Origin of the sequence: Pseudomonas graminis, assembly GCF_004364335.1 — a bacterium.
Taxonomy (GTDB): domain Bacteria; phylum Pseudomonadota; class Gammaproteobacteria; order Pseudomonadales; family Pseudomonadaceae; genus Aquipseudomonas; species Aquipseudomonas graminis_D.
Genome location: NZ_SOCR01000007.1, coordinates 396,026 through 419,231, shown reverse-complemented (window position 1 = coordinate 419,231; position 23,206 = coordinate 396,026). Strand labels below are relative to the sequence as shown.

The following is a 23,206-nucleotide window of genomic DNA, read 5'->3' as shown; positions in this document are numbered from 1 at the left end:
CGGGAAGCTCCACCCCCTCAACACATGATGAATGAACACGCTGATCTGGAGTGCCGTTACGTGAATAGCCCCCTCGTCGAAGTCGACGCCCACGCGCTGCAGGTCGAGGTCGACCTGATCTACGCCGGCGTCGACAACCTCGCCGGCAAGCAGATTTACCAGGACCCGCGCTGCCTGCTGCACCGCGACGCCGAGCGCTGTCTGCGCAAGGCCAGCACCCTGGCGCGTCAGGCCGGGTTGCGGTTGCGCATCTTCGACGCCTATCGCCCGGGTTACGCGCAGTACCTGCTCTGGCAGGCGCTGCCCAACCCGGAATACGTGCGTGACCCCGCTTTGGGTTCGCACCACACCCGGGGCGTGGCCGTGGACCTGACCCTGATCGATGCCAGCGGCAACGCCCTGGACATGGGCACCGGCTTCGATGACATGCGCGAGCAGTCCCATCAGTTCTTCCCCGACCTGTCCGCCGACATCCAGCGCAACCGTCTGCTGTTGCTGGGGATCATGCTGGCGGCAGGGTTCACGTACATCGACAGCGAGTGGTGGCACTACGAATTGCCCGACGCCGAGGACTACCCGCTGCTCGACGACGGCTCGATCCAGCCCGCTGACTGAACACGCAGCACGCAGCACGCAGCGCGCAACCCAAAACAAGACACACGAACACACGACCGGGACGACCACGAATCCCGGCTGAATCTGGCGTCACCCGACCTCGCGAGAGCAGGGCGCGCCATTTCGCAGGCCAGACGCCTGTGAGCTTTAACTGCCCGGTATAGCTTCAATAACAAACCTGACGAACTTTCAGACATCGAACGATCAAGGAACCGGCATGAAATCAATCGTTACCCCTCGCACGCTGGCGATGGCAGTTCTCTGCACCGCCATGGGCCTTGGCGCCTGGCAATCAGCCAGCGCAGCCGTGCCCCAGGACACCCTGATGATCGGCAAGCCGTCCGACCCGCAGACCCTTGACCCGGCCGTGACCATCGACAACAACGACTGGACCGTGACCTACCCGGCGTACCAGCGGCTGGTCACCTACAAGGTCGAAAACGGCAAGGGCAGCACCGAAGTGGCGGGGGAGCTGGCCAGCGGCTGGACCACTTCGGCCGACAACCTGACCTGGGAGTTTAAGCTCGAACCCGGCAACAAATTCGATGACGGCGCCGAGGTCAATGCCGAGGCGGTGAAGTTCTCCTTCGACCGGGTGATGAAGCTCAAGCAAGGGCCTTCCGGTGCGTTCCCCGATGACATGGCGGTGTCGGTGGTTGATCCGCTGACCGTGCGCTTCACCCTGAAAGCGCCGTACGCGCCGTTCCTCTCAACCCTGGCCCACAACGGCGCGGCGATCATCAACCCGGACGTGGCGAAGAAAGCCGAAGGCGCCGACGCGTACCTGTCAAACCACACCGCAGGTTCGGGTGCGTTCAAGCTGGTCAACTGGCAGAAAGGCCAGGCCCTGACCATGGAGCAGAACAGCTACTACGCCGGCCCCAAACCGACCCTGAAAAAAGTCGTGGTGAAGATCATCAGCGAGGCCTCCGTGCGCCGTTTGCAATTGGAGCACGGCGACCTGGACATCATCGAAGACATGCCCGAAGACCAGCTCGAAGCGCTGGCGAAGAAGTCCGGCATCGTCGTGGGTGACTACCCGTCGCTGCGGGTGACGCTGCTGTACCTCAACACCCAGAAAGCGCCGATGAACAACCCCGATGCGCGGCGTGCCATCGTCGAATCCCTGGACTACGACGGCATCATCAACGGCATCCTGAAAGGCAAGGCCAAGCCGCTCAATGGCCCGATCCCCCAGGGCATGTGGGCGTATGACGAGAAGCTGCCGGCGTTCAAGCAGGACATGGAAAAGGCCAAGGCCGATCTCGCGAAAGTGTCGCCGAAGGTCAGCAACCTGACGTTCATGTACTCCGACAAAGACCCGAACTGGGAACCCATCGGCCTGACCCTGCAAGCCGGTCTGCAACCCTTGGGCGTGAACCTCAAATTGGAGAAGCTGGCCAACGCGAGCATGCGTGAGCGCCTGGGCACCGGTGACTTCGACATCGCCATCGGCTCGTGGAGCCCGGACTTCGCCGACCCCTACATGTTCATGAACTTCTTCTTCGACTCGAAGCTGAAAGGCCTGGCCGGCAACCGTTCGTTCTATGACAACCCGGCGGTGGACAAACTGATCCGTGAATCGGCGACCACCAACGACATGACCAAACGCACCGAGCTGTATCAGCAGGCGCAGAAGATTGTGCTCAACGACAGCGTCTACGCCTACCTCTATCAGAAGGCCTACACCTTGCCGATGAGCGAGAAGGTCAAGGGCTACGTGTTCAACCCGATGCTGGAACAGGTGTTCAACGTCGGCACGATCACCAAGTAAGCGCTGCATCCCGTAAATCGCTGTGACTCACTGGGCCCTGGAAGGGAGGCGGGGTCCTGTGAAGCAGCGCTGTGTCCGCGAGCTGTTTCGCGTTTCTGATTGACTGCGTGACCGAGGTGCCCCATGGCCTTCCTGAATATGCTGCGCAAACGCCTGGGCGGCCTGCTGCTGGTGGTGTTCGGCGTTTCCCTGATTACCTTTTCCATCTCGCACCTGATTCCGGGCGACCCCGCGCGGCTGATCGCCGGCGACCGCGCCACCGACGCCATCGTTGAAAACATTCGCCATCAGTTGGGGCTGGATCTGCCGCTGTATCAACAATACGGCCGCTATATGTTCGACCTGTTCCACGGCGACCTGGGCACGTCGATTCGCACCCATCGTCCGGTGCTCGAAGACTTGCAGGCGTTCTTCCCGGCAACGCTGGAACTGGCGCTGGCGGCGCTGACCTTGTCGATCCTGGTGGGCGTGCCGTTGGGCGTGCTCTCGGCGGTGTACCACAACCGCTTCATCGACCAGGTCGCGCGCACCCTGGCGGTGACCGGGATTTCGACCCCGGCGTTCTGGCTCGGCCTGGGACTGATCGTGTTGTTCTACGGCCATTTGAACTGGCTGCCCGGCAGCGGGCGCCTGGATGAAGGGCTGGACCCGCCCCGCACCGTTACCGGTTTTTACCTGATCGACACGCTGCTGGCGGGCGACACCGGGCTGTTCTTCAACGCCGTGCAGCACCTGATTCTGCCGGCCATCACCCTGGGCTTCGTCAACTTGGGCGTGGTCGCGCGGCAGATCCGCTCGGCGATGCTCGACCAGCTCGGCGAAGACTACATCCGTACCGCCCGGGCCTACGGGCTGTCGAAGTGGGCGGTGATTCTGCGCCACGCCTTGCCCAACGCGTTGATTCCCTCGGTCACCGTTCTGGGCCTGACCCTGGGCGATCTGCTCTACGGCGCGGTGCTCACCGAAACCGTGTTCGCCTGGCCGGGCATGGGTGCTTACGTGGTCAAGTCGATCCAGTCGCTGGATTTCCCGGCGGTCATGGGCTTCGCGATCATGGTTTCTTTCATTTATGTGCTGCTGAACATGGCGATCGATCTGCTGTACCGCCTGATCGATCCGCGCATTGGCGAGGTCAACTGACATGACGACTCCGATCACCGCGCCCGCCGTGGCGCCACTGCCGGCCGCCTCACGCTGGCAAGATAAATGGGCCTACCTCGCCCACCAGATTCGCCGCAGCCCGCTGACCATGGCCGGGCTGCTGATCACCGTGATGGTGCTGCTGGTCATGGCCTTCGCGCCCTGGCTCGCGTCCCATGATCCGAATGCGCTGAACCTGACCCAGCGCCTGGCCGCGCCGTCCGCCGCCCATTGGTTCGGCACCGACGAAGTGGGCCGCGACCTGTTCAGCCGCGTGCTCTACGGCAGCCGGCAATCCGTCGGTGTCGGGCTGTTCGTGGCGTTCGCTTCGTGTTTTGCCGGCGGCTTGCTGGGCTGCCTGTCCGGGATCATCGGCGGGCGTTTCGACGGGCTGATCATGCGCCTGATGGACATCATGCTGTCGGTGCCCTCGCTGGTGCTGATCATGGCCCTGGCCGCGGCGCTGGGGCCGAGCCTGTTCAACGCCATGCTGGCGATCACACTGGTGCGGATTCCGTTCTACGTGCGCCTGGCCCGGGGTCAGGCCCTGAGCATTCGCCAGATGGGTTACGTCAAGGCTGCCGAGACCTTCGGCGCCGGGCGCTGGCACATGGTCATCTGGCACGTGGCGCGCAACGCCATGCCGCCGTTGCTGGTGCAGCTGAGCCTGGACATCGGCAGCGCCATCCTCATGGCCTCGGCGCTGGGCTTCATCGGCCTGGGCGCGCAACAGCCGACGGCGGAGTGGGGCGCCATGGTCGCGACCGGGCGCAACTACATCCTCGACCAATGGTGGTACTCGACCTTTCCCGGCGTGGCGATTCTGATCACGGCGACCGGTTTCAACCTTTTGGGCGACGGCGTACGTGACTTGCTCGACCCACGGCAGCAGGGGAAATGACCATGCAGGCTTCCGTTCAAACACCCCTTGCCGAGCAAGCCCCGGTGCTGGTCATCGACGACCTGCGCATCGAATTCCCGGCGTACAAGAGTACGGTCAAGGCGCTTAACGGCGTCTCGCTGCACGTCAATCCCGGGGAGATCGTCGGGGTCATCGGCGAGTCCGGCTCGGGCAAGTCGGTCACCGCGATGCTCAGCCTGCGCCTGCTGCCGGAGCGCTCCTACGACGTGAAAAGCGGCAGCCTGAGCATTTTGGGCCGCGACATGCTCACCGCCAAAGAGAAGGACCTGCTGAGTGTCCGTGGCCGCGACGCCGCGATGATCTTTCAGGAACCCATGACCGCCCTCAATCCGACCCGCCGCATTGGTCGGCAGATGCTCGACGTGATCATTCATCACCAGCGCTTGAGCAAGGCCGACGCCAAGGCCAAAGCCATCGCCTTGCTGCGGGACATGCACATCGCTGACCCCGAGCAGGTGATGAACAGCTACCCCTTCGAGCTCTCCGGCGGTATGCGTCAGCGGGTGATGATCGCTCTTGCGTTTTCCTGCGACCCGCAATTGCTGATCGCCGACGAACCGACCACCGCGCTGGACGTCACGGTGCAGCGGCAGGTGCTGTTGCTGCTGCGGGAGAAAGCCCGGGCGCGGGGCACGGCGATTTTGCTGATCACCCACGACATGGCGCTGGTGTCGCAGTTCTGCGACCGAGTGTACGTGATGTACACCGGCGCAGTGGTGGAGCAGGGCGTCACCGCGCAGGTGATGGCCGACCCCCGGCATCCGTACACCCAAGGCTTGCTCAGCGGGTTGCCGGAGCAAGTCGAGCCGGGCCAGGACCTGATGACCATTCGCGGGCAGGTGCCCAACCTCTCGGCATTGCCGGAAGGCTGCACGTTCCTGGATCGCTGCGCCTTCGCCACGGCCCAATGCCTGCAGCGCCCGCCGATGCAGATCATTAACGCCGCCGCTGATCGAAAAAGCGCCTGCTGGTTGAGCGCGCCCTCACACGCCACCGCACAGGAGTCGCGGCCATGAACCGTTCAGCCCTGCAGACCTTACCCGATGAAAGCCCGACCATCCTCGGCCTGCAAGACGTGCGCGTGCATTACCCGATGGGCAAGGACTGGCTCGGGCGACCGAAGGCCGTGGCCCATGCCCTGAACGGCATCGATCTGCAGGTGCGCGCCGGTGAAACCCTCGGCGTGGTCGGAGAATCCGGCTGCGGCAAAAGTACTTTGGCGCAGTTGCTGATGGGCTTGATCAAGCCAACATCCGGGCGACTCGACTGGATTTACAACAGCGACAAGGAGCGCAGCAGCAACGTGCAGATCGTCTTTCAGGACCCGCAGTCGTCCCTCGACCCGCGGCTGCCGGTGTGGAAAATCATCACCGAGCCGTTGTTCGTCCAGCGTTCGGCGCCGCGCCACGAAATGCGCGACATCGCGGCGAAGGTGGCGGCCCAGGTGGGGATTCGTACGGAATACCTGGACCGCTTTCCCCACCAGTTTTCCGGCGGGCAGCGTCAGCGCATCGCGATTGCCCGGGCGCTGTCCTCCAACCCGGACATCATCGTCCTCGACGAACCGACCTCGGCGCTGGACATCTCGGTGCAGGCGCAGATTCTTAATTTGCTGGCCGAGCTGCAACGCAGTCGCGACCTGACCTACATCCTGATCTCCCACAATGTCTCGGTGGTGCGGCACATGGCCGACCGGGTGGCGGTGATGTACCTGGGGCAGATTGTGGAGTTGGGTACGGCGGCGGAGGTGCTGGAGCGGCCCCGTCATCCGTACACGCAATTGCTGCTGGAAGCGGTGCCGCGCCTGGGCGTGGCGGTGGACGACGCGCAGGTCTCGGCGCCGACCGAGCTGCCGGGCAATCGGACGTTGCCGACGGGGTGTTACTTTCGTGACCGCTGTCCTAAAGCCACCCACGGCTGCGAAAAGCCGCAAGCGTTATTACCGGCACAAGACGGTGGGGCATCCGTGCGCTGTCATCTGGCCTCCCGTCACTGATACGCGGCCACGGCCCCTTTACTGCCCCCTTTGCCTGACGTGAAGGGGCCGGTTGACCCCATGAGTCGATCAATGGCTGATCATCCACGGTCGGCCCGCGGGCTTGCCTTTCAGGGCGTGGGGATTGGCTTTCGTGGGTTCGAGTCTTTTCGTCGGGCCGCAGCAACTGCAACCGCTGGGGTGCCCCCGGCTTTCCTTGTACTGGTCCATGGTTTTTGGCGCGTGGGCGCTTTGCTCGTTGCGGGCGATGGCGGTGCGGGTGTTGCCGGCCATGGTGCTCAGCCCCGGCGCGGACAGAATCACCCGCAGACTCGATGCGCCACATGCCGGGCACTCGCACGGCAGCGCGCTCTCGGCCATGGGCCGCAGCGAAGTGAAATCCCCACAGTCAGGGCAGTCGTATTCGTACAGGGGCATGGCTCAAATCCTTTAGTCGGCGTGCGTTCTGCAGGCGCGGATTCATTCGCGCCTGCAGGTCGGGCGTCAGCCCGGCGTTACTTATCCTGCGCGATCGGCAAGTTCACGCTGCCGTCGATGAATTTCGTCGGGCCGTTGGCGTTGGGGTTGATGTCGAATTTGAATATCTCGGTCGGCAGCCACAAGGTGGCGCACGCGTTTGGGATGTCGACCACGCCGCTGATGTGACCCTGCACCGGTGCCGAGCCCAGCAGCGAATAACCCTGGGCCGGGGAGTAACCGAACTTGGTCATGTAGTTGATCGCGTTCAGGCACGCCTGGCGGTAGGCGACGTTGACGTCCAGGTAGTGCTGCTGGCCGGCTTCGTCGACCGAGATGCCTTCGAAGATCAGGTAGTTGTTGTAGTTCGGCACGATAGGGCTTGGCTTGAACACCGGGTTTTTGATCCCGTACTTGGCCATGCCGTCCTTGATCAGCTCGACGCGCATGTGCACCCAGCCGGCCATTTCGATGGCGCCGCAGAAGGTGATTTCGCCGTCGCCCTGGCTGAAGTGCAAGTCGCCCACGGACAGACCCGCGCCGTCGACGTAGACCGGGAAGAACACTTTCGAGCCCCGGGACAGATCCTTGATGTCGCAGTTGCCGCCGTGCTCACGGGGCGGCACGGTGCGTGCGCCAGTGGCGGCGGCGAGGTCGCGGGCCGGGCCTTTGAGTTTGCCCAGGTGCGCCGTGCTGGCGCAGGGTGGACAGGCCAGTGCCGGGACGCGGTCCGGGTCGGTGTCGATCAGTTCCTGTTCGCGGCGGTTCCACTCGGCGAGCATCTTGTGGTCCGGCAGACAGCCGATCAGGCCGGGGTGAATCAAGCCTGCAAACTCGACGCCGGGAATGTGCCGGGAGCTGGTCATCATGCCTTTGAAATCCCAGATGGATTTCTGTGCCAGGGGGAAATGCTCGGTGAGGAAGCCGCCGCCGTTCTGCCTGGAAAAGAAGCCGTTGAAGCCCCATTGCGAATCGGCCCGGGCGCCGATGTCCAGCAGCTCCACCACCAGCAGGTCGCCGGGCTGGGCGCCGTGCACACCCACCGGCCCGGACAGGTAATGCACGGTGGTCAGGTCGACGTCGCGCACGTCGCTGGCGTCGTCGTTGTTCTTGATCGCGCCAGCGGTCCAGTCGTAGGTTTCGAGGATGAAATCATCCCCCGGCCTGACCCAGCAGGCCATCGGGATGTCCGGGTGCCAGCGGTTGTGGATCTGCTCGTTTTCGGTGACGGGCTGGTTGAGGTCGACTTTGATCAAGGTATCGGTCATGGGGGGTTCTCCTTGGGTTTCGGGTCAATCAAATAGGGCGTGGAGGTACACGCTGACGCCATCGCGAGCAAGCTCACTCCTACAAGAGCGCACCCCAACTGTAGGAGTGAGCTTGCTCGCGATTACGTCCGATCTGACGCTGCATATCTCCGGGCCTTGTTACACCGACAAATACCGACTGATCGTCGCTTCATCGACATTGGCCCGGGTTTCTTCGATGACGAAGCGGCCTTTCTCGATCACCAGCAACCGGTCGGCGATTTCCAGGGTGAAGGACAGCACCTGCTCCGAGACGATGATCGTCAGGTTGCGCAGGGTGCGGATCTCTTTGAGGGTGCGGGCGATGTCCTTGATGATCGACGGCTGGATGCCTTCGGTGGGCTCGTCGAGCAACAACACCTTGGGATTGGTCGCCAGGGCCCGGGCGATGGCCAGCTGCTGTTGCTGGCCGCCGGACAGGTTGCCGCCGCGTCGGCCGCGCATGTCGAACAGCACCGGGAACAGCGCGTACAGGTCTTCCGGAACCTTGCCGCCCGCCGAGGCGGGGAGGCCGGTCTGGATGTTTTCCAGCACGCTCATGGACGGGAAAATCATCCGGCCCTGGGGCACGTAGGCCATGCCTTGGGCGACACGGTTGTGGGTTTCCAGGCCGGACACGTCCACGCCGTCCAGCTGCACCTGGCCGCCCCATTGCGGCAGGATGCCCATCAGGCTTTTGAACAAGGTGGTCTTGCCCATGCCGTTGCGGCCCATCACGGCGACGATTTCCTGTTTCTGCACCGAGAGGTTCAGGTCGTGGAGGACCTGGCTCTGGCCATAACCACACGCCAGCTGCTGAATGTTGAACATGCTGCGCTCCTTAATGGCCCAGATAGACTTCGATGACTTTCGGGTTGTTCTGCACCGACTCCATGCTGCCTTCGGCCAACACCTTGCCCTGATGCAGCACCGTGACCTTGTGCGCGATGCTCTTGACGAATTCCATGTCGTGCTCGATCACCAGTACCGAGCGGCCCTGGCTGATGCGATTCAACAGGTCGGCGGTTTGCGCACGCTCGCTGACACTCATGCCCGCCACCGGCTCGTCGAGCATCAGCAGTTCCGGGTCCTGCATCAGCAACATGCCGATCTCCAGCCACTGCTTCTGGCCGTGGGATAACAGGCCCGCCTGCTGCTGCAGCAAGTCAGCGAGGAAGATGTCGGCGGCCACCTGATTGACCCGGTCCAGCACCGCTTGGGTGCGCTTGAAAAACAGCGCGCCGAACACCGACCGGCCCGCCGGAAACGACATTTCCAGGTTCTCGAACACGCTCAGGTTGTCGTAGATCGATGGCGTCTGGAATTTGCGCCCGACCCCGGCGCGGACGATGTCGTACTCGTTCATCTTGGTCAGTTCGCGGTCGTTGAACTGGATGCTGCCGCCCGTGGCCCGGGTCTTGCCGCAGATCAAATCCAGCACCGTGGTCTTGCCCGCGCCGTTGGGGCCGATGACCACCCGCACTTCGTTGCGATCGATGTACAGGTTGAGGTCGTCCACCGCCTTGAAGCCGTCGAAGGATACCGTCAGCCCTTCAATGGCCAGGACCGGCTTGTTCATCTGAAAGCCTGTGGGGCTGGTCATGGCTGAATCTCCAACGGGCTGGCGGCTTTCTTTTCAGCTGGGGCGGGTGTTGGCGTGATGACCGGGGCAGGGGAGGCCACTAACGGGGCAGGTTTGCGCTTGAGGCCCGACAACCATTGGCGCCCGTGGCTCTCCCACAAACCGGCCAGGCCGTTGGGGAAATACATGACCACGGTGATGAACAGCCCGCCCATGAGGTACAGCCACAATTCGGGGAACGACTCGGAGAAGTAGGTCTTGCCGTAGTTAACCAGCAGCGAGCCGTACACCGCGCCCAGCAGCGACATGCGCCCGCCGACGGCGGCGAAAATCACCATCTCGATGGACGGCACGATGCCCACGAACGAGGGCGACATGAAGCCCACCTGCAAGGCGAACATCGCCCCGCCGATGGCCGAGAAACACGCCGCGACGCAGTACACGAAGACTTTGAACGCGGCCACGTCGTAACCGGAAAACCGCACCCGCTCTTCCTTGTCGCGCATGGCCATCAGCAGCCGGCCGAGCTTGGAATGGAGGATGAATTTGCCAAACAGGATGCAGCCGAACAGCAGGCCTGCATTGATGAAGTACAACAGCAGCTTGGCGCTGTCGCTGCGGATGTCCCATCCCAGCAGCGTCTTCAGATCGGTGATGCCGTTGATCCCGCCGGTCAGGCCTTGCTGGCCGATGATCAGCACCGTGAGAATCAACGCGATGGCCTGAGTAACGATGGAAAAATACACATCGCCCACCCGGCGTCTGAACAGCGCGACGCCAATGATCAACGCCAGCAGCACCGGCAACACGATGACCGCCATCACCGTGAACGTGAAGCTGTGAAACGGCGCCCACAGCCACGGCAGTTCGGTGATCTGGTTCCAGTCCATGAAGTCCGGAATGCCCGGGGTCGACTGGATCTTGGTGCTCTCCGGATCCGACGCTTCCAGCTTGAGAAACATCGCCATGCAGTACCCGCCCAGGCCGAAGAACACGCCTTGCCCCAGGCTCAGAATGCCGCCGTACCCCCAGCACAACACCAAGCCCACGGCGACGAATGCGTAGGTCAGGTATTTGCCGACCATGTTCAGGCGAAAGGCGTCCAGGGTCAGGGGGAAGACCACCAGAATCAGGGTCGCGAGGATCAGCAGGCCGACCACGCCCTGGCGTCCGCCAAGCATTTTGTTTAGCGCGTTCATGGGGCTACCTCTCTGGCGCACACTTATTTACGTACCTTGCTGGAGAACAACCCTTGGGGGCGCATCAACAGGATCAGGATCACGATGGACAGGGTCAGGACCTTGGCCATCGAGCCACTCATGAAAAATTCCGACAGCGACTGGGTCTGGGCAATGGCAAACGCCGAGGCAATGGTGCCGAACAGGCTGGCCGCGCCGCCGAAAACCACCACCAGAAAGGTGTCGACGATGTACAGGGAGCCGGCGGTGGGGCCGGTGGAACCGATGGTGGTGAACGCCGCGCCCGCGACCCCGGCAACGCCGCAGCCCAGGGCGAAGGTCATGCGGTCCACCTTGCGGGTGTTGATCCCCACGGCGCGGCTCATGATCCGGTTCTGCACCGTGGCGCGGACATGCAAGCCCCAGCGGGTGCGGTACAGCATCAGGAAAATCCCGCCGGTCATCAGCACTGTCAGGCCCATCACAAACAGGCCGTTGCGCGGGATTTCGATGGCATCGGTGAGGTTGACCGCGCCCATCAGCCATTCGGGCGGGTTGGCGCTGACTTCACGGGCGCCGAAGATGGAACGGAAGGCTTGCTGCATGACCAGGGACAGGCCCCATGTCGCCAGCAGGGTGTCGAGCGGTCGGTGGTAGAGGCGACTGATCATCACCCACTCCACCACCCAACCCACTGCACCGGCCACCACGAACGACAACGCGATGGCGAAGAAGAAATAGTACGGCTGCATCCACGGGCACCAGGTCTGCACCAGGGACGACAGCAGGTACGTGGTGTAGGCGCCGATGGTGAGGAATTCACCGTGGGCCATGTTGATCACGCCCATCTGACCAAAGATGATCGCCAGCCCCAGGGCCATCAACAACAGCACGCAGAACACGGAAAGCCCGTTGAACCCCTGCATGGCCGCGATGGCACCAAATTCCGATAGCCATTCCATGGTAGTCCCTCCGTCATATTTTGGTGGGTTGAAGGATTCGTGTCGGGACCAGCTGCAAGCTGCAAGCTTCAAGCTTCAAGTAAAAGCAAGAGCAACGCACACCCGCTTTCACTTGCAGCTTGTAGCTAACCACTTGCAGCTACCGCGCAGAGGCCAAGCCGCAAGCAGGAGCAACACATATCCGCTGTTACTTGCAGCTTGCAGCTAACCGCTTGCAGCTACCGCACAGCGGCCTACTGGTAACCTTTAGGAAACGGATTCGGCTCGATCAGATCCGACTCGTAAACCACCTTGAACTGGCCGTCAGCCTGGACTTCACCGATGCGGGTCTTGCTCCACAGGTGATGGTTTTCGTGGATCTTCACGTAGCCTTCAGGCGCGGTTTTCAGCTCGATGCCCGGGGACGCCGCGACCACTTTGTCCACATCGAAGCTGCCGGCTTTCTCCACTGCCGCTTTCCACAGCCACGGTCCGAGGTAGGCGGCCTGGGTCACGTCGCCCATTACCGAATCCTTGCCGTACTTGGCCTTGAACGCCTCAACGAACGCTTTGTTGTTGGGGTTATCCAGGCTCTGGAAGTACTTCATGGAGGCGTAGAAGCCCTTCATGTTTTCGCCGCCAATGCCCAGCAGTTCGTCTTCGGTGACCGACAGGGTCAACAGCGTCTGCTTGGTGGAATCGACGCCGGCGGCTTTGAGCTGCTTGTAGAACGCCACGTTGGAACCGCCCACGACTGCAGCGAAGACCACGTCAGGTTTCTTCAATTTGACTTTGTTGATCAGCGAGCCGAACTGGGTGTTGCCCAGCGGGTAGTAGTCTTCCCCGACCACGGTGCCGTGGAGCACGTTTTCGATGTGCTTGCGGGCGATCTTCATCGAGGTGCGCGGCCAGATGTAATCCGAACCGATTAGGTAAAAGGTCTTGGCGCCCTTGGTCTTGGCGATCCAGTCCAGGCTGGCAAGGATCTGCTGGGTGGCTTCCTGCCCGGTGTAGATCACGTTTTTCGACTGTTCCAGCCCTTCGTAGAAGGTCGGGTAGTACAACAGGCCGTTTTCTTTCTCGAACACCGGCAGCACCGCTTTACGCGACGCCGAGGTCCAGCAGCCAAACACCGTGGCCACCTTGTCGTTGACCAGCAGCTTGCGGGCTTTCTCGGCGAAGGTCGGCCAGTCGGACGCGCCGTCTTCCTGAATGATTTTGATCTGGCGACCGAGGATGCCGCCCGACGCATTGATCTGGTCGATGGCCAGGCGTTCGGCCTGGATCGAACCGGTTTCGGAGATCGCCATGGTGCCGGTGGCCGAGTGCAGCTGGCCGACGGTCACTTCGGTCGGCGTGACGGCGAGGCCGGTGGTGTTGGCGTCATCGGCCAGGGTCATCTGGCTGAACACGCTGGCGGCGATCAGCGAAAGGGCTGCCGCCCCCAATGCCAGCCGTCGGGGGAAAAAGCGCGTGGGGCCTGTCAGTCGTGAATCCATGTTCCCGCTCCTGTGCTGGTGATTCGCGGCAGCCGGGTGAGGGTCCGTCGCGAGCTGCGAGCAAGCATGAGGCGGGCGCGGGAATCGAGGTATACGCAGCGTGACGTATGCGCGTACGTCATTTGACGTAGGGCCGGGAACGTCGGAGCCGGGCATGATTGCGCCCGCGGCACCGAACCTGCGGCACAGAAGTTGCTGCTTGAATATCCGAGGTCTCAGTTTCGCGCCAGCAAGGAAGGTGAGTGGCGAATTCGCTCTCTCTCATCAGGAACCACTCTGTGCGACCCTCCGGCTCTCAACGCATCATCAAGGTGCGCCGCGATTACAACCGTCTGGTCGCCGACGAGACCATGGAAGACTACGCGTTGCGTTTCACGCCCAAGTCCTTTCGCAAATGGTCGGAATTCCGCATCGCCAACACCGCTGTCGGGGCCGTGTCGTTCCTGGCACTGGAAGCCATCGGCGGCGCGCTGGTGATGAGCTACGGCTTCACCAACACCTTATGGGCCATCATCGCCATGACGGTGGTGATCTTTTTCACCGGACTGCCCATCAGCTACTACGCCGCGCGCTATGGCGTGGACATGGACCTGCTGACCCGTGGCGCCGGCTTCGGCTACATCGGCTCGACCATCACCTCGTTGATCTACGCCAGTTTCACCTTTCTGTTCTTCGCCCTCGAGGCGGCGATCATGGCGCTGGCGCTGGAGCTGTACACCCACATTCCGTTGGCGCTGGCGTACGTGATCTGCTCGATCATCGTCATCCCGCTGGTGGCCTACGGCATCACCCTGATCAGTCGCCTGCAAATGTGGTCGCAACCGTTGTGGCTGACGTTGTTGATCGTGCCGTACGTGTTCGTGATCTGGAAAAACCCCGACGCGCTGGCCGACCTCACCAGCTTTGCCGGGCGCGAAGGCGAGGGCGGCACCTTCAATCTGCTGCTGTTTGGCGCCGCGTTCAGCGTGGCGTTGTCCCTGGTGACGCAGATCGGCGAGCAGGTGGACTACCTGCGCTTTCTGCCGGAAAAAACCCGCCGCAACCGCAAGCGCTGGTGGGCCGCGCTGCTGATGGCCGGGCCCGGCTGGGTCATCCCCGGCGGCCTGAAAATCATGGCCGGCGCCTTTCTTGCTTTCCTTGCCCTGCAACATCAAGTGCCCATCGAACGCGCGGCTGAGCCGACGCAGATGTACCTGGTGGCGTTCAACTACGTGTTTGCCTCCCCGGAATGGGCGCTGGCGGCCATGGTGCTGTTCGTGATCATTTCCCAGATCAAGATCAACATGACCAACGCCTACGCCGGGTCACTGGCCTGGTCGAACTTCTTTGCCCGGGTCACCCACAGCCATCCCGGCCGGGTGGTCTGGCTGGTGTTCAACGTCGCTATCGCGCTGATTCTCATGGAACTGGGCGTCTTCGACGCCATTGAGGAAGTGCTCGGCCTGTACGCCAATGTCGCCATCGCCTGGATCGGCGCGCTGGTGGCCGATCTGGTGATCAACAAGCCCCTCGGTCTCTCGCCCACGTACATTGAGTTCAAGCGCGCGCACCTGTACGACATCAACCCGGTGGGCGTCGGCGCGATGTTTATTGCGTCACTGCTGTCCATGTGTGCCCATTTCGGTGCGTTGGGGGAGGTGGCCCGCGCCGCGCCGCCGCTGATTTCCCTGACCACGGCGCTGATCGCGGCGCCGTTGATCGCCTGGCTGACCAAAGGCCGTTACTACATCGCCCGGGAAAGCGACCCCGGCCTGCTGTTCCCCCTCGGGCGCCAGACCAGCCTGCGCTGTGGCGTGTGCAGCAATCGTTTCGAAACCCCGGACATGGCCTGGTGCCCGGCCTACGGTTCGCCCATCTGCTCGTTGTGCTGTTCGCTGGACGCCCGCTGCGGCGATCAATGCAAACCCCGCTCGCGGCTGTCGATGCAGTTCGAGGACCTGATCGGCCGCCTGCTGCCCCGCTTGCCACGCCAATACCTGCACACCCGGCTGGCGCAATACCTGGGCCTGCTCACCGTGTTGGTGCTGACCCTGACCGGGGCGCTGACGATGATTTACAGCCAGGTCTCACACGGGCTGATCGATCAGTCGCCTCAGGTGCATCACACCCTGATGCTGGCGTTTCTCAAGGCGTTCCTGACCTTTTGCGTGTTCGCGGGGGTACTGGCCTGGTGGGTGGTGCTGACCCGGGAGAGCCGGCGCGTGGCCCTGGAAGAATCCGAGCGGCAGACGGCGTTGTTGATGCAGGAAATCGAGGCCCACGACAAAACCGATCAGGCGTTGCAGGAAGCCAAGGAAGCCTCGGAGGCTGCCAACGCCGCCAAGAGCCGCTATGTCACCGGGCTTTCCCACGAGCTGCGCACGCCGCTCAACAGCATTCTTGGTTTCACCCAGATCCTGCAGCGGGACGTCGCCACCCCGAGCAAACATCTGGATTCCCTGGCGACCATCATGCGCAGCAGTTCGCATTTGTTGTCGCTGATCGACGGCCTGCTGGACGTGGCCAAGATCGAAGCCGGCAAACTGCGGCTGGAGCCGACCGAAATCCTGTTCCAGGAGTTTCTCGACGACCTGAAGAAAATGTTCGCCAGCACGGCCCGGGAGAAAGGCCTGCACTTTCGCCTGGAGCTGATCGGGCGCATGCCGGAAGTGGTGCGCGGCGACGAGAAGCGGGTACGGCAGATTCTGATCAACCTGCTCGGCAACGCGATCAACTTCACCGACAGCGGGGAAGTCTGCCTGCGGGTCAGTTACCGGCGCGAAACAGCGACCTTCGACATCATCGACACCGGTATCGGCATCGCGCCGGAACAGATCGAGCGCATCTTTCAACCGTTCGAACGGGGCGGGCTGGTACGGCAAGACAACGGCGTGGGCCTGGGGCTGACCATCACGCGGATGCTCACCGCGTTGATGGGGGGCGCCCTGTCCGTCAGCAGCCAGCCTGATGAAGGCACGCGGTTTCAGGTGCGGCTGTTCTTGTCTGAAGTGCGGGTGCCCAAGGCGATCATCGACGTCAACCACGACGTCATCGGTTATGACGGTCAGCGGCGGCTGATTCTGGTGGTGGACGATCACATCGAGCACCGCAAGGTCATCAGCGGCATGCTCATGCCGCTGGGGTTTGACGTGGCGCAGGCGGCCAACGGGCAAGAGGCGGTCCGGCAGGTGTCGCTGCTGCACCCGGACCTGATCCTGATGGACCTGTCCATGCCGGACATGGACGGTTGGGCGACCAGTCGGATGATCCGCCGCAACGCGCTGTCCCTGGCGCCGATCATCGTGCTGTCGGCCAACGCCAATGCCTTCGCCGATGACAAGGAACGTAGCCTGCAGGTGTGCAATGACTACCTGGCCAAACCCCTGCATTTGCCGCAACTGCTGGACCGGATTCAGCACCATCTGCAACTCACCTGGCAGCGGCGTTTGCGCAGCGCCCCGGTGCTCGTGCAAACGCCGGGGGGGTTGCCGTCGCGCGAAGATCTGGAAGAGCTGTATGAACTGTGCGGCCTGGGCTATATCCGTGGCATTCAACAAAAACTCGACGCCATCGAGCGCGAGGACACCCACAGCGGCGGTTTTGTCTCCCGCCTGCGAACCCTGGCGTCAGGTTTTCGCCTGGATGAACTCAGTCTTCAATTGAAGGAGGCCCTTAATGGACGCCATGACCCGAGCCGCTGAAAACGGCGTCATCCTGATCGTCGATGACGTACCCGATAACCTGGCGCTGCTGTCCGATGCCCTGGACGAGGCGGGGTACATGGTGCTGGTGGCGCTGGACGGGCACAGCGCGTTGACCCGCATCCAGCGTCGGCGTCCGGACCTGATTCTGCTGGACGCGATGATGCCCGGCCTGAACGGCTTCGACACTTGCCGCCTGATCAAGGCGCAACCGGACACCGCCAACATCCCCGTGCTGTTCATGACTGCGCTGACCGACAGCGAGCACGTGGTCCAGGGGTTCGAGGCCGGCGCCATCGACTACGTCACCAAGCCGATCGAGTGCGCCGAAGTGCTCGCCCGGGTCGCTTCGCATTTGCGCACCGCGCGCATCCTGCAAACCGCCCGCACGGCGTCGCAGCCGGTGACGTTCGAAGACAAATCCGCCTACGGCAAACTGTCCCGCCGCTTCCAGCTCACCGACCGGGAAATCGAAGTGTTGCGCTGGGTGTCCTGCGGCAAAACCAACAAAGACATCGGCGACATCCTGCAACTGAGCCCGCGCACGGTGAACAAACACCTGGAACACATCTACATCAAACTCGGCGTCGAAACCCGCACCGCCGCCACCTCCGTGGCCATGGCGGCGATGACCGATCGGGTGTGATGGCCGGGATACGAAGATCAAAAGCAGATCAAGAGCTTCCCGGCTGAAGCCGGTCCTACAGTCGGAGTCGGTCGCAATGAATGCACGCGCTGCTGTTAGTGGGACCGGCTTTAGCCGGGAAGAGGCCGGTTTAAGCGCTGCCAATTTTGCAGTTTGACATTGATCGTTCCCATGCTCCGCGTGGAAATGCATCGCCTGATGCTCCGCGTCGCAGGTCTCACTGACGGGATGCGGTACTTTTGTAGGACCGGCTTCAGCCGGGAAGGGGCCAGTCTGCACACCCTCACTCTTTGGATCCAGTCACCACGTAAACGCCACGCATTTGGATAGAGCCTCAACCTCTTAACCCCTCAAATAACCACCCTGAATCTTCATTAACACCCGACCCTAAACTCCCCGCGTTCGCGGCCGAAACATCTGTCAGGCCGTGCCTTCTCTTTCCTGCCGCACCCCGTGCAAAGCGCAGCGCACCTATCGGCATCGCACTTTCGTCGCTGTCATCTCTGGTTATGGACACACGCATATGATTAAACGTCTGGGTTTCAGCAAAAAGATCCTGCTGGCCGCTGCACTCATCGTGGTAGTTGCTTTCTCGTGTTTCATTCTGGTGAACGATTATCGCCAGCGCGAAACCCTGAAGAACAGCGTCGCCTCCGAACTTCAACAGATGGGAAGCCTGACCACTCAAAACATTCAAACCTGGCTCGACAGCCGCACGCAGTTGCTCAACTCCATGGCCCAGCAGATCGCGGTTGACGGTCCGGCGGCAGGCAGCCTGCAGCGGGCGATCGGTTTGCCGGTGTATCCGGACAATTTCCAGCTCAGCTATTTCGGCAGCAAGGACGGCGTGATGTTCTCCGTGCCGACGGGCAATCGCCCGGCCGACTATGACCCGCGGGCCCGTGGCTGGTACAAGGCCGCCGATGCGGCCCAGGGCATTATCGTGACCGAGCCGTACATCGCCGCCTCATCGGGCAAACTGGTGGTGACCCTGGCCACGCCGGTGCGTCAGCAAGGGCAGATGATCGGCGTCGCGGGCGCGGACATTTCCCTGGACGCGATCAGCAAGACCATCAACTCGCTGAACTTCGGCGGCCACGGTTATGCGTATATCGTCAGCGCCGACGGCAAGATTCTGATTCACCCGGACAGCAAGCTGATCCTCAAGAACGTCAGCGAAGCCTACCCGAGCGGCGCGCCGACCATCGCGCCGGGCGTGGCGGAAATCGAGTCCGGCGGCAAGGCGCAGATCATCTCGTTCACCAAGGTGGAAGGGCTGTCCTCGGCGAACTGGTACGTGGCGCTGGTCCTCGATCGCGATGCCGCCTACTCGATGCTCAGCGAATTCCGCTCTTCGGCGATCTTGGCGATGGTCATCGCGGTGGCGATCATCATGCTCCTGCTGGGCCTGCTGATCCGTACCCTGATGCAGCCGTTGCACCAGATGGGCCGGGCGATGCAGGACATGGCCGACGGAGAGGGCGACCTGACCAAGCGTCTGGCCATCGTGTCTCAGGATGAATTCGGCGCGCTGGCGCAGTCGTTCAACCGTTTTGTGGAACGTATTCACGGCTCGATCCGTGAAGTGGCGTCCACCGCCGGGCAACTGGGAGAGGTCGCGGCCCGCGTTGTCGGTGCCTCGAACTCGTCGATGGGCAATTCCGATCAGCAAACCAGTCGCACCAGCAGCGTGGCTGCGGCGATCAACCAGCTCGGTGCCGCCGCCCAGGAAATCGCTCAGAACGCTGCGCTGGCGTCGCAGCATTCCAGCGAAGCCACGCAACTGGCCAGCGAAGGCCAGGGCGTCGTCAGCCAGACCATCAAGGCGATGAACCAGCTGTCAGAGAAGATCAGCGAGTCGTGCGCCAACATTGAAACCCTGAACAACAAGACCGCCAACATCGGGCAGATTCTGGAGGTGATCACCGGTATTTCCCAGCAGACCAACTTGCTGGCGCTCAACGCTGCCATTGAAGCGGCGCGGGCAGGGGAAGCGGGGCGTGGTTTTGCGGTGGTGGCGGACGAGGTGAGAAACCTGGCCCACCGCACCCAGGATTCGGCGCAGCAGGTGCAGGGCATGATCGAGGAATTGCAGGTCGGCGCGCGCGACGCGGTGATCAACATGACCGAGAGCCAGCGCCAGAGCGAGAACAGCGTGATCATTGCCAATCAGGCCGGTGAGCGCCTCAACAGCGTGACCCGCCGGATCAGCGAAATTGACGGGATGAACCAGTCGGTGGCGACCGCTACCGAGGAGCAGACGGCGGTGGTGGAGTCGATCAATGTCGACATTACCGAGATCAATACGCTGAACCAGGAGGGTGTCGATAACCTGAAGTCTACGCTCGATGCTTGTACGCACCTGGAGCATCAGACGGCGCGGTTGCAGCATTTGGTGGGGACGTTCAGGATCTAGATCAAAGGCGTCCGCCTGGGGGCAGACCGTTTCGCCTTCGGCGACTTACTTTTGAAAAGCACCAAAAGTAAGCAAAAGTGCCTGCTCCTGGTTTGGCCCGACTTCGTCGGGTACCTTCACTCCGGTCCCGCTCCGTGGGCCCGCCGCCATCCGCCATCCATGGCGGGGGGCGGCTCTCGCGGCATCCATGCCGCTCGGCCCACGGAGCGAGACCTGCGTTCAGCCTGCACCCAAGTCGCGATTGGCGTCGTCTGGACTATTTGCGTACGAAGATCAAAAGCAGATCAAAAGCGGATCAAGAGCGGATGTAATCCCCTGTAGGAGCGCGCTTGCCCGCGATGGCGTCCTGTCAGTCATATTAATGCGTCTGATCCACCGCAATTCGCGGGCAAGCGCGCTCCTACAGTTGATCTTCATCAAACCGGTTGATTTCTGATCGTGCCCACGCTCCGCGTGGGTATGCATCCCCTGACGCTCCGCGTCCATCCCAGGCTGAAGCCGGTCCTGATGGACGAATGCATTCCCATAGTAGGACCGGCTTCAGCCGGGAAGAGGCCAGTCTGAACACCCTCAGTTCTGCGGCGTGACGCCTTACGCTTTCCCGGCTAAAGCCAGTCCTACCGACGCAGGCACGACGCGAAACTGTAGGAGCCGGCTTGCTGGCGAACCGGTTTCGTCAGCCAACACTCTCGGTTCTGGCCCACCGCATTCGCCAGCAAGCCGGCTCCTACAGAACCGCTGCCAGGCATCAGTACTGCGGCGTAACGCCTGACGCTTTCCCGTCTAAATCCAGTCCCACCCACTGCATCGCGTTGTGCCAACGGACCAACGGCACGAATTATTTGTTTCAACCCCGCCTTTAACCCCGCCATCCAGCCTTCAACATCCGCGCAACTTGTCTAGCCCGCACAGCGCCTAAACCGCCCTTCGACGTCCTGATGTCCACAAAACCCACGAAAAACCCCGCATCAAATGGTCTCCGAACTGCCACTCCACAGTCATCGTCGATTCATGGAACTGCCACAGGCTGCCCCTAATGTCACTCGCACCGAACGCGGCCATGGACGGTCGTGCGGCTGATCATTCACCCCGGCAGGACGCTGGAATCACAAGACCAGAGAAGCCCATGAACGCAGCCATCCACGTCGACCGCCTGAACAAGACATTCGCTGGAAAGACCGCTTTGGTTGACCTTGCATTGTCTATACAACACGGAGAAATGGTGGCGCTGATCGGCGCTTCCGGTTCCGGCAAATCCACGCTGTTGCGGCATCTGGCCGGGCTGGCCTGCTGTGATCGCAGCAACGGCGGCAGCGTCCAGGTGCTGGGCCGCGAAGTGCAGGCTTCGGGCCGCCTCAACGGCAAAGTGCGGCGCCTGCGCGCCGACATCGGCTACATCTTCCAGCAATTCAACCTGGTCAATCGCCTCAGCGTCCTCGACAACGTCCTGCTCGGCTGCCTCGGTCGCATGCCGCGCTGGCGTGGCAGCCTGGGGCTGTTCAACGCCGAGGAGAAAGCCCGCGCCATGGCCAACCTCGACCGCGTCGGCCTCGCCGATCTCGCGCCGCAACGGGCCTCGACCCTGTCCGGCGGCCAGCAGCAGCGGGTGGCCATTGCCCGCGCGCTGACCCAGCAGGCCGAAGTGATTCTTGCCGACGAACCCATTGCGTCCCTCGACCCCGAATCGGCGCGCAAGGTCATGGAAATTCTCGCCGACATCAATCGCCGGGACGGCAAGACTGTCGTCGTCACCCTGCATCAGGTGGATTACGCCGTGCGCTATTGCCCGCGTGCCGTGGCCCTCAAAGGCGGGCGCATTCACTTCGACGGCAACGGCTGCGAGCTTAACAGCCAGTTCCTCAACGACCTGTATGGCGCCGACGCCGACACCAGCCTGATGTTCGACGGCAGCGCGCGGAACACCGAACGACCGCCCCAATTGCTGATGGCCCGCGCCTGACTCAGTGGCGGCACCGGTAACAGACAACACCCAACCCCACACGAAAACCAGCTCCGGGAGTTCCCCATGTTGAACCGTATCGGGCGCGTATTCGCGTCTGCCGCTGTCGTCGCCGGTTGCCTGATGGGCACTGCGCAGGCCGACGACAACGTCATCAACTTCGGCATCATGTCCACCGAGTCGTCGCAGAACCTGAAAAGCGTCTGGCAGCCGTTCATCGACGACATGACGAAAAAGACCGGGCTGAAAGTCAACGCCACCTTCGCCTCCGACTACGCCGGCCTGATCCAGGGCATGCGCTTCAACAAGGTCGACGTGGCCTGGCTGGGCAACAAGGCGGCGATGGAAGCGGTGGACCGTTCCGGCGGCGAGATCTTCGCCCAGACCGCCGCCGCCAACGGTGCGCCCGGCTACTGGAGCGTGATCATTGCGCGCAAGGACAGCCCGATCAATTCGGTCGAGGACATGCTCAAGCACGCCAAGGAACTGACCTTCGGCAACGGTGACCCGAACTCAACGTCGGGCTATCTGGTGCCGGGCTACTACGTGTTCGCGCAGAACCACGTCGACGCCGCCACCGCCTTCAAACGCACGCTGAACTCCAGCCATGAAGTCAACGCCCTCAGCGTGGCCAAAGGGCAACTGGACGTCGCCACCTTCAACACCGAAAGCTGGGACCGTCTGGAAGTCACCCAGCCGGACAAGGCCGCGATGCTCAAGGTGATCTGGAAATCGCCGCTGATCCCGGCTGACCCGATGGTCTGGCGCAAGGGCTTGTCGGACGTGGACAAGAACAAGATCCGCGATTTCTTCGCCAACTACGGTGACACCGACGAAGAAAAGGCCGTGCTGAAGAACATGCAGATGGGCAAGTTCCTCAAGTCCTCGGACGACCAGTTGCTGACCATCCGCCAGCTCGAGCTGTTCAAGCAGAAGACCGAAACCACGGCCAGCACCACCCTCAGCGCCGACGAGAAGGCCACCCGCCTGAAAGACATCGACGCCGGGCTGACCAGGCTGCAGGACCGTATTTCCGAGCTGGAAAAACAAGGCACCGCCAAGGCGGGTTGATGCACGGGGCGTGCTTGCCTGTGTGGGTAAATCACCTGCAGGCA

At 62.3% G+C, this 23,206-nt stretch carries 18 protein-coding genes and 1 pseudogene; 12 read left to right on the top strand and 7 right to left on the bottom strand.

The window, feature by feature from the left end; genetic code table 11:
- Nucleotides 1–60 precede the first annotated feature (60 nt).
- From ddpX to EC919_RS15925, 6 genes are all read left to right on the top strand, one after another.
- Nucleotides 61–615: a D-alanyl-D-alanine dipeptidase gene (gene ddpX / locus EC919_RS15950; protein ID WP_243842269.1), complete on the top strand. Its 555-nt coding sequence runs from the start codon at nucleotides 61–63 to the stop codon at nucleotides 613–615.
- Nucleotides 616–832: 217 nt separating this feature from the next.
- Nucleotides 833–2,389, top strand: coding sequence for an ABC transporter substrate-binding protein (locus tag EC919_RS15945; protein ID WP_133775390.1), 1,557 nt, complete (start codon nucleotides 833–835; stop codon nucleotides 2,387–2,389).
- Nucleotides 2,390–2,512: 123 nt separating this feature from the next.
- Nucleotides 2,513–3,529, top strand: a complete 1,017-nt coding sequence (locus EC919_RS15940; protein WP_133775389.1) for an ABC transporter permease — start codon at nucleotides 2,513–2,515, stop codon at nucleotides 3,527–3,529.
- 1 nt (nucleotide 3,530) lies between these two features.
- Nucleotides 3,531–4,430: a D,D-dipeptide ABC transporter permease gene (gene ddpC, locus EC919_RS15935; protein ID WP_133775388.1), complete on the top strand. Its 900-nt coding sequence runs from the start codon at nucleotides 3,531–3,533 to the stop codon at nucleotides 4,428–4,430.
- Between the two features lie 2 nt (nucleotides 4,431–4,432).
- Nucleotides 4,433–5,467, top strand: a complete 1,035-nt coding sequence (locus EC919_RS15930) for an ABC transporter ATP-binding protein (RefSeq protein ID WP_432213820.1) — start codon at nucleotides 4,433–4,435, stop codon at nucleotides 5,465–5,467.
- The gene (locus EC919_RS15925; protein WP_133775386.1) at nucleotides 5,464–6,447 is read left to right on the top strand and encodes an oligopeptide/dipeptide ABC transporter ATP-binding protein; all 984 of its coding nucleotides are present in this window, start codon (nucleotides 5,464–5,466) and stop codon (nucleotides 6,445–6,447) included. The genes EC919_RS15930 and EC919_RS15925 overlap by 4 nt, the downstream gene beginning before the upstream one ends.
- Before the next feature lie 69 nt (nucleotides 6,448–6,516).
- Here EC919_RS15925 and EC919_RS15920 read toward each other — a convergent pair whose 3' ends face one another.
- The 7 genes from EC919_RS15920 to urtA form a co-directional block, all read right to left on the bottom strand.
- The gene (locus EC919_RS15920; RefSeq protein WP_133775385.1) at nucleotides 6,517–6,864 is read right to left on the bottom strand and encodes an FmdB family zinc ribbon protein; all 348 of its coding nucleotides are present in this window, start codon (nucleotides 6,862–6,864) and stop codon (nucleotides 6,517–6,519) included.
- A gap of 77 nt (nucleotides 6,865–6,941) precedes the next feature.
- Complete coding sequence (gene fmdA, locus EC919_RS15915; protein ID WP_133775384.1) at nucleotides 6,942–8,171, bottom strand: formamidase; 1,230 nt, start codon at nucleotides 8,169–8,171, stop codon at nucleotides 6,942–6,944.
- 159 nt (nucleotides 8,172–8,330) lie between these two features.
- The gene (urtE, locus tag EC919_RS15910; RefSeq protein ID WP_133775383.1) at nucleotides 8,331–9,020 is read right to left on the bottom strand and encodes an urea ABC transporter ATP-binding subunit UrtE; all 690 of its coding nucleotides are present in this window, start codon (nucleotides 9,018–9,020) and stop codon (nucleotides 8,331–8,333) included.
- Between the two features lie 10 nt (nucleotides 9,021–9,030).
- Nucleotides 9,031–9,792 (bottom strand): urea ABC transporter ATP-binding protein UrtD, encoded by a 762-nt coding sequence (gene urtD / locus EC919_RS15905; protein ID WP_133775382.1) that lies wholly within the window; start codon nucleotides 9,790–9,792, stop codon nucleotides 9,031–9,033.
- The gene (gene urtC, locus EC919_RS15900) at nucleotides 9,789–10,970 is read right to left on the bottom strand and encodes an urea ABC transporter permease subunit UrtC (RefSeq protein WP_133775381.1); all 1,182 of its coding nucleotides are present in this window, start codon (nucleotides 10,968–10,970) and stop codon (nucleotides 9,789–9,791) included. Before urtC ends, urtD begins: the two co-directional genes overlap by 4 nt.
- A 23-nt stretch (nucleotides 10,971–10,993) precedes the next feature.
- A complete protein-coding gene (gene urtB, locus EC919_RS15895) occupies nucleotides 10,994–11,911 on the bottom strand; it encodes an urea ABC transporter permease subunit UrtB (RefSeq protein WP_166650559.1) in 918 nt (305 codons plus the stop codon).
- Nucleotides 11,912–12,144: 233 nt separating this feature from the next.
- Complete coding sequence (gene urtA, locus EC919_RS15890) at nucleotides 12,145–13,389, bottom strand: urea ABC transporter substrate-binding protein (protein WP_133775380.1); 1,245 nt, start codon at nucleotides 13,387–13,389, stop codon at nucleotides 12,145–12,147.
- Between the two features lie 278 nt (nucleotides 13,390–13,667).
- On the opposite strand from urtA, the gene EC919_RS15885 reads away from it, so the two are divergent.
- The 6 genes and pseudogenes from EC919_RS15885 (at nucleotide 13,668) to phnD (ending at nucleotide 23,162) form a co-directional block, all read left to right on the top strand.
- The gene (locus EC919_RS15885) at nucleotides 13,668–17,069 is read left to right on the top strand and encodes an ATP-binding protein (RefSeq protein ID WP_133775379.1); all 3,402 of its coding nucleotides are present in this window, start codon (nucleotides 13,668–13,670) and stop codon (nucleotides 17,067–17,069) included.
- Nucleotides 17,044–17,715, top strand: a complete 672-nt coding sequence (locus EC919_RS15880; RefSeq protein ID WP_133775378.1) for a response regulator — start codon at nucleotides 17,044–17,046, stop codon at nucleotides 17,713–17,715. The genes EC919_RS15885 and EC919_RS15880 overlap by 26 nt, the downstream gene beginning before the upstream one ends.
- 523 nt (nucleotides 17,716–18,238) lie before the next feature.
- Nucleotides 18,239–19,273 (top strand): annotated as a pseudogene (locus tag EC919_RS27880) (HAMP domain-containing protein); the annotation flags it as partial.
- A gap of 93 nt (nucleotides 19,274–19,366) precedes the next feature.
- Nucleotides 19,367–20,131, top strand: a complete 765-nt coding sequence (locus EC919_RS27875; RefSeq protein ID WP_432213827.1) for a methyl-accepting chemotaxis protein — start codon at nucleotides 19,367–19,369, stop codon at nucleotides 20,129–20,131.
- Between the two features lie 1,126 nt (nucleotides 20,132–21,257).
- Nucleotides 21,258–22,091: a phosphonate ABC transporter ATP-binding protein gene (phnC, locus tag EC919_RS15865; RefSeq protein WP_133775376.1), complete on the top strand. Its 834-nt coding sequence runs from the start codon at nucleotides 21,258–21,260 to the stop codon at nucleotides 22,089–22,091.
- A gap of 66 nt (nucleotides 22,092–22,157) precedes the next feature.
- Complete coding sequence (gene phnD, locus EC919_RS15860) at nucleotides 22,158–23,162, top strand: phosphonate ABC transporter substrate-binding protein (RefSeq protein WP_133775375.1); 1,005 nt, start codon at nucleotides 22,158–22,160, stop codon at nucleotides 23,160–23,162.
- Nucleotides 23,163–23,206 lie beyond the last annotated feature (44 nt).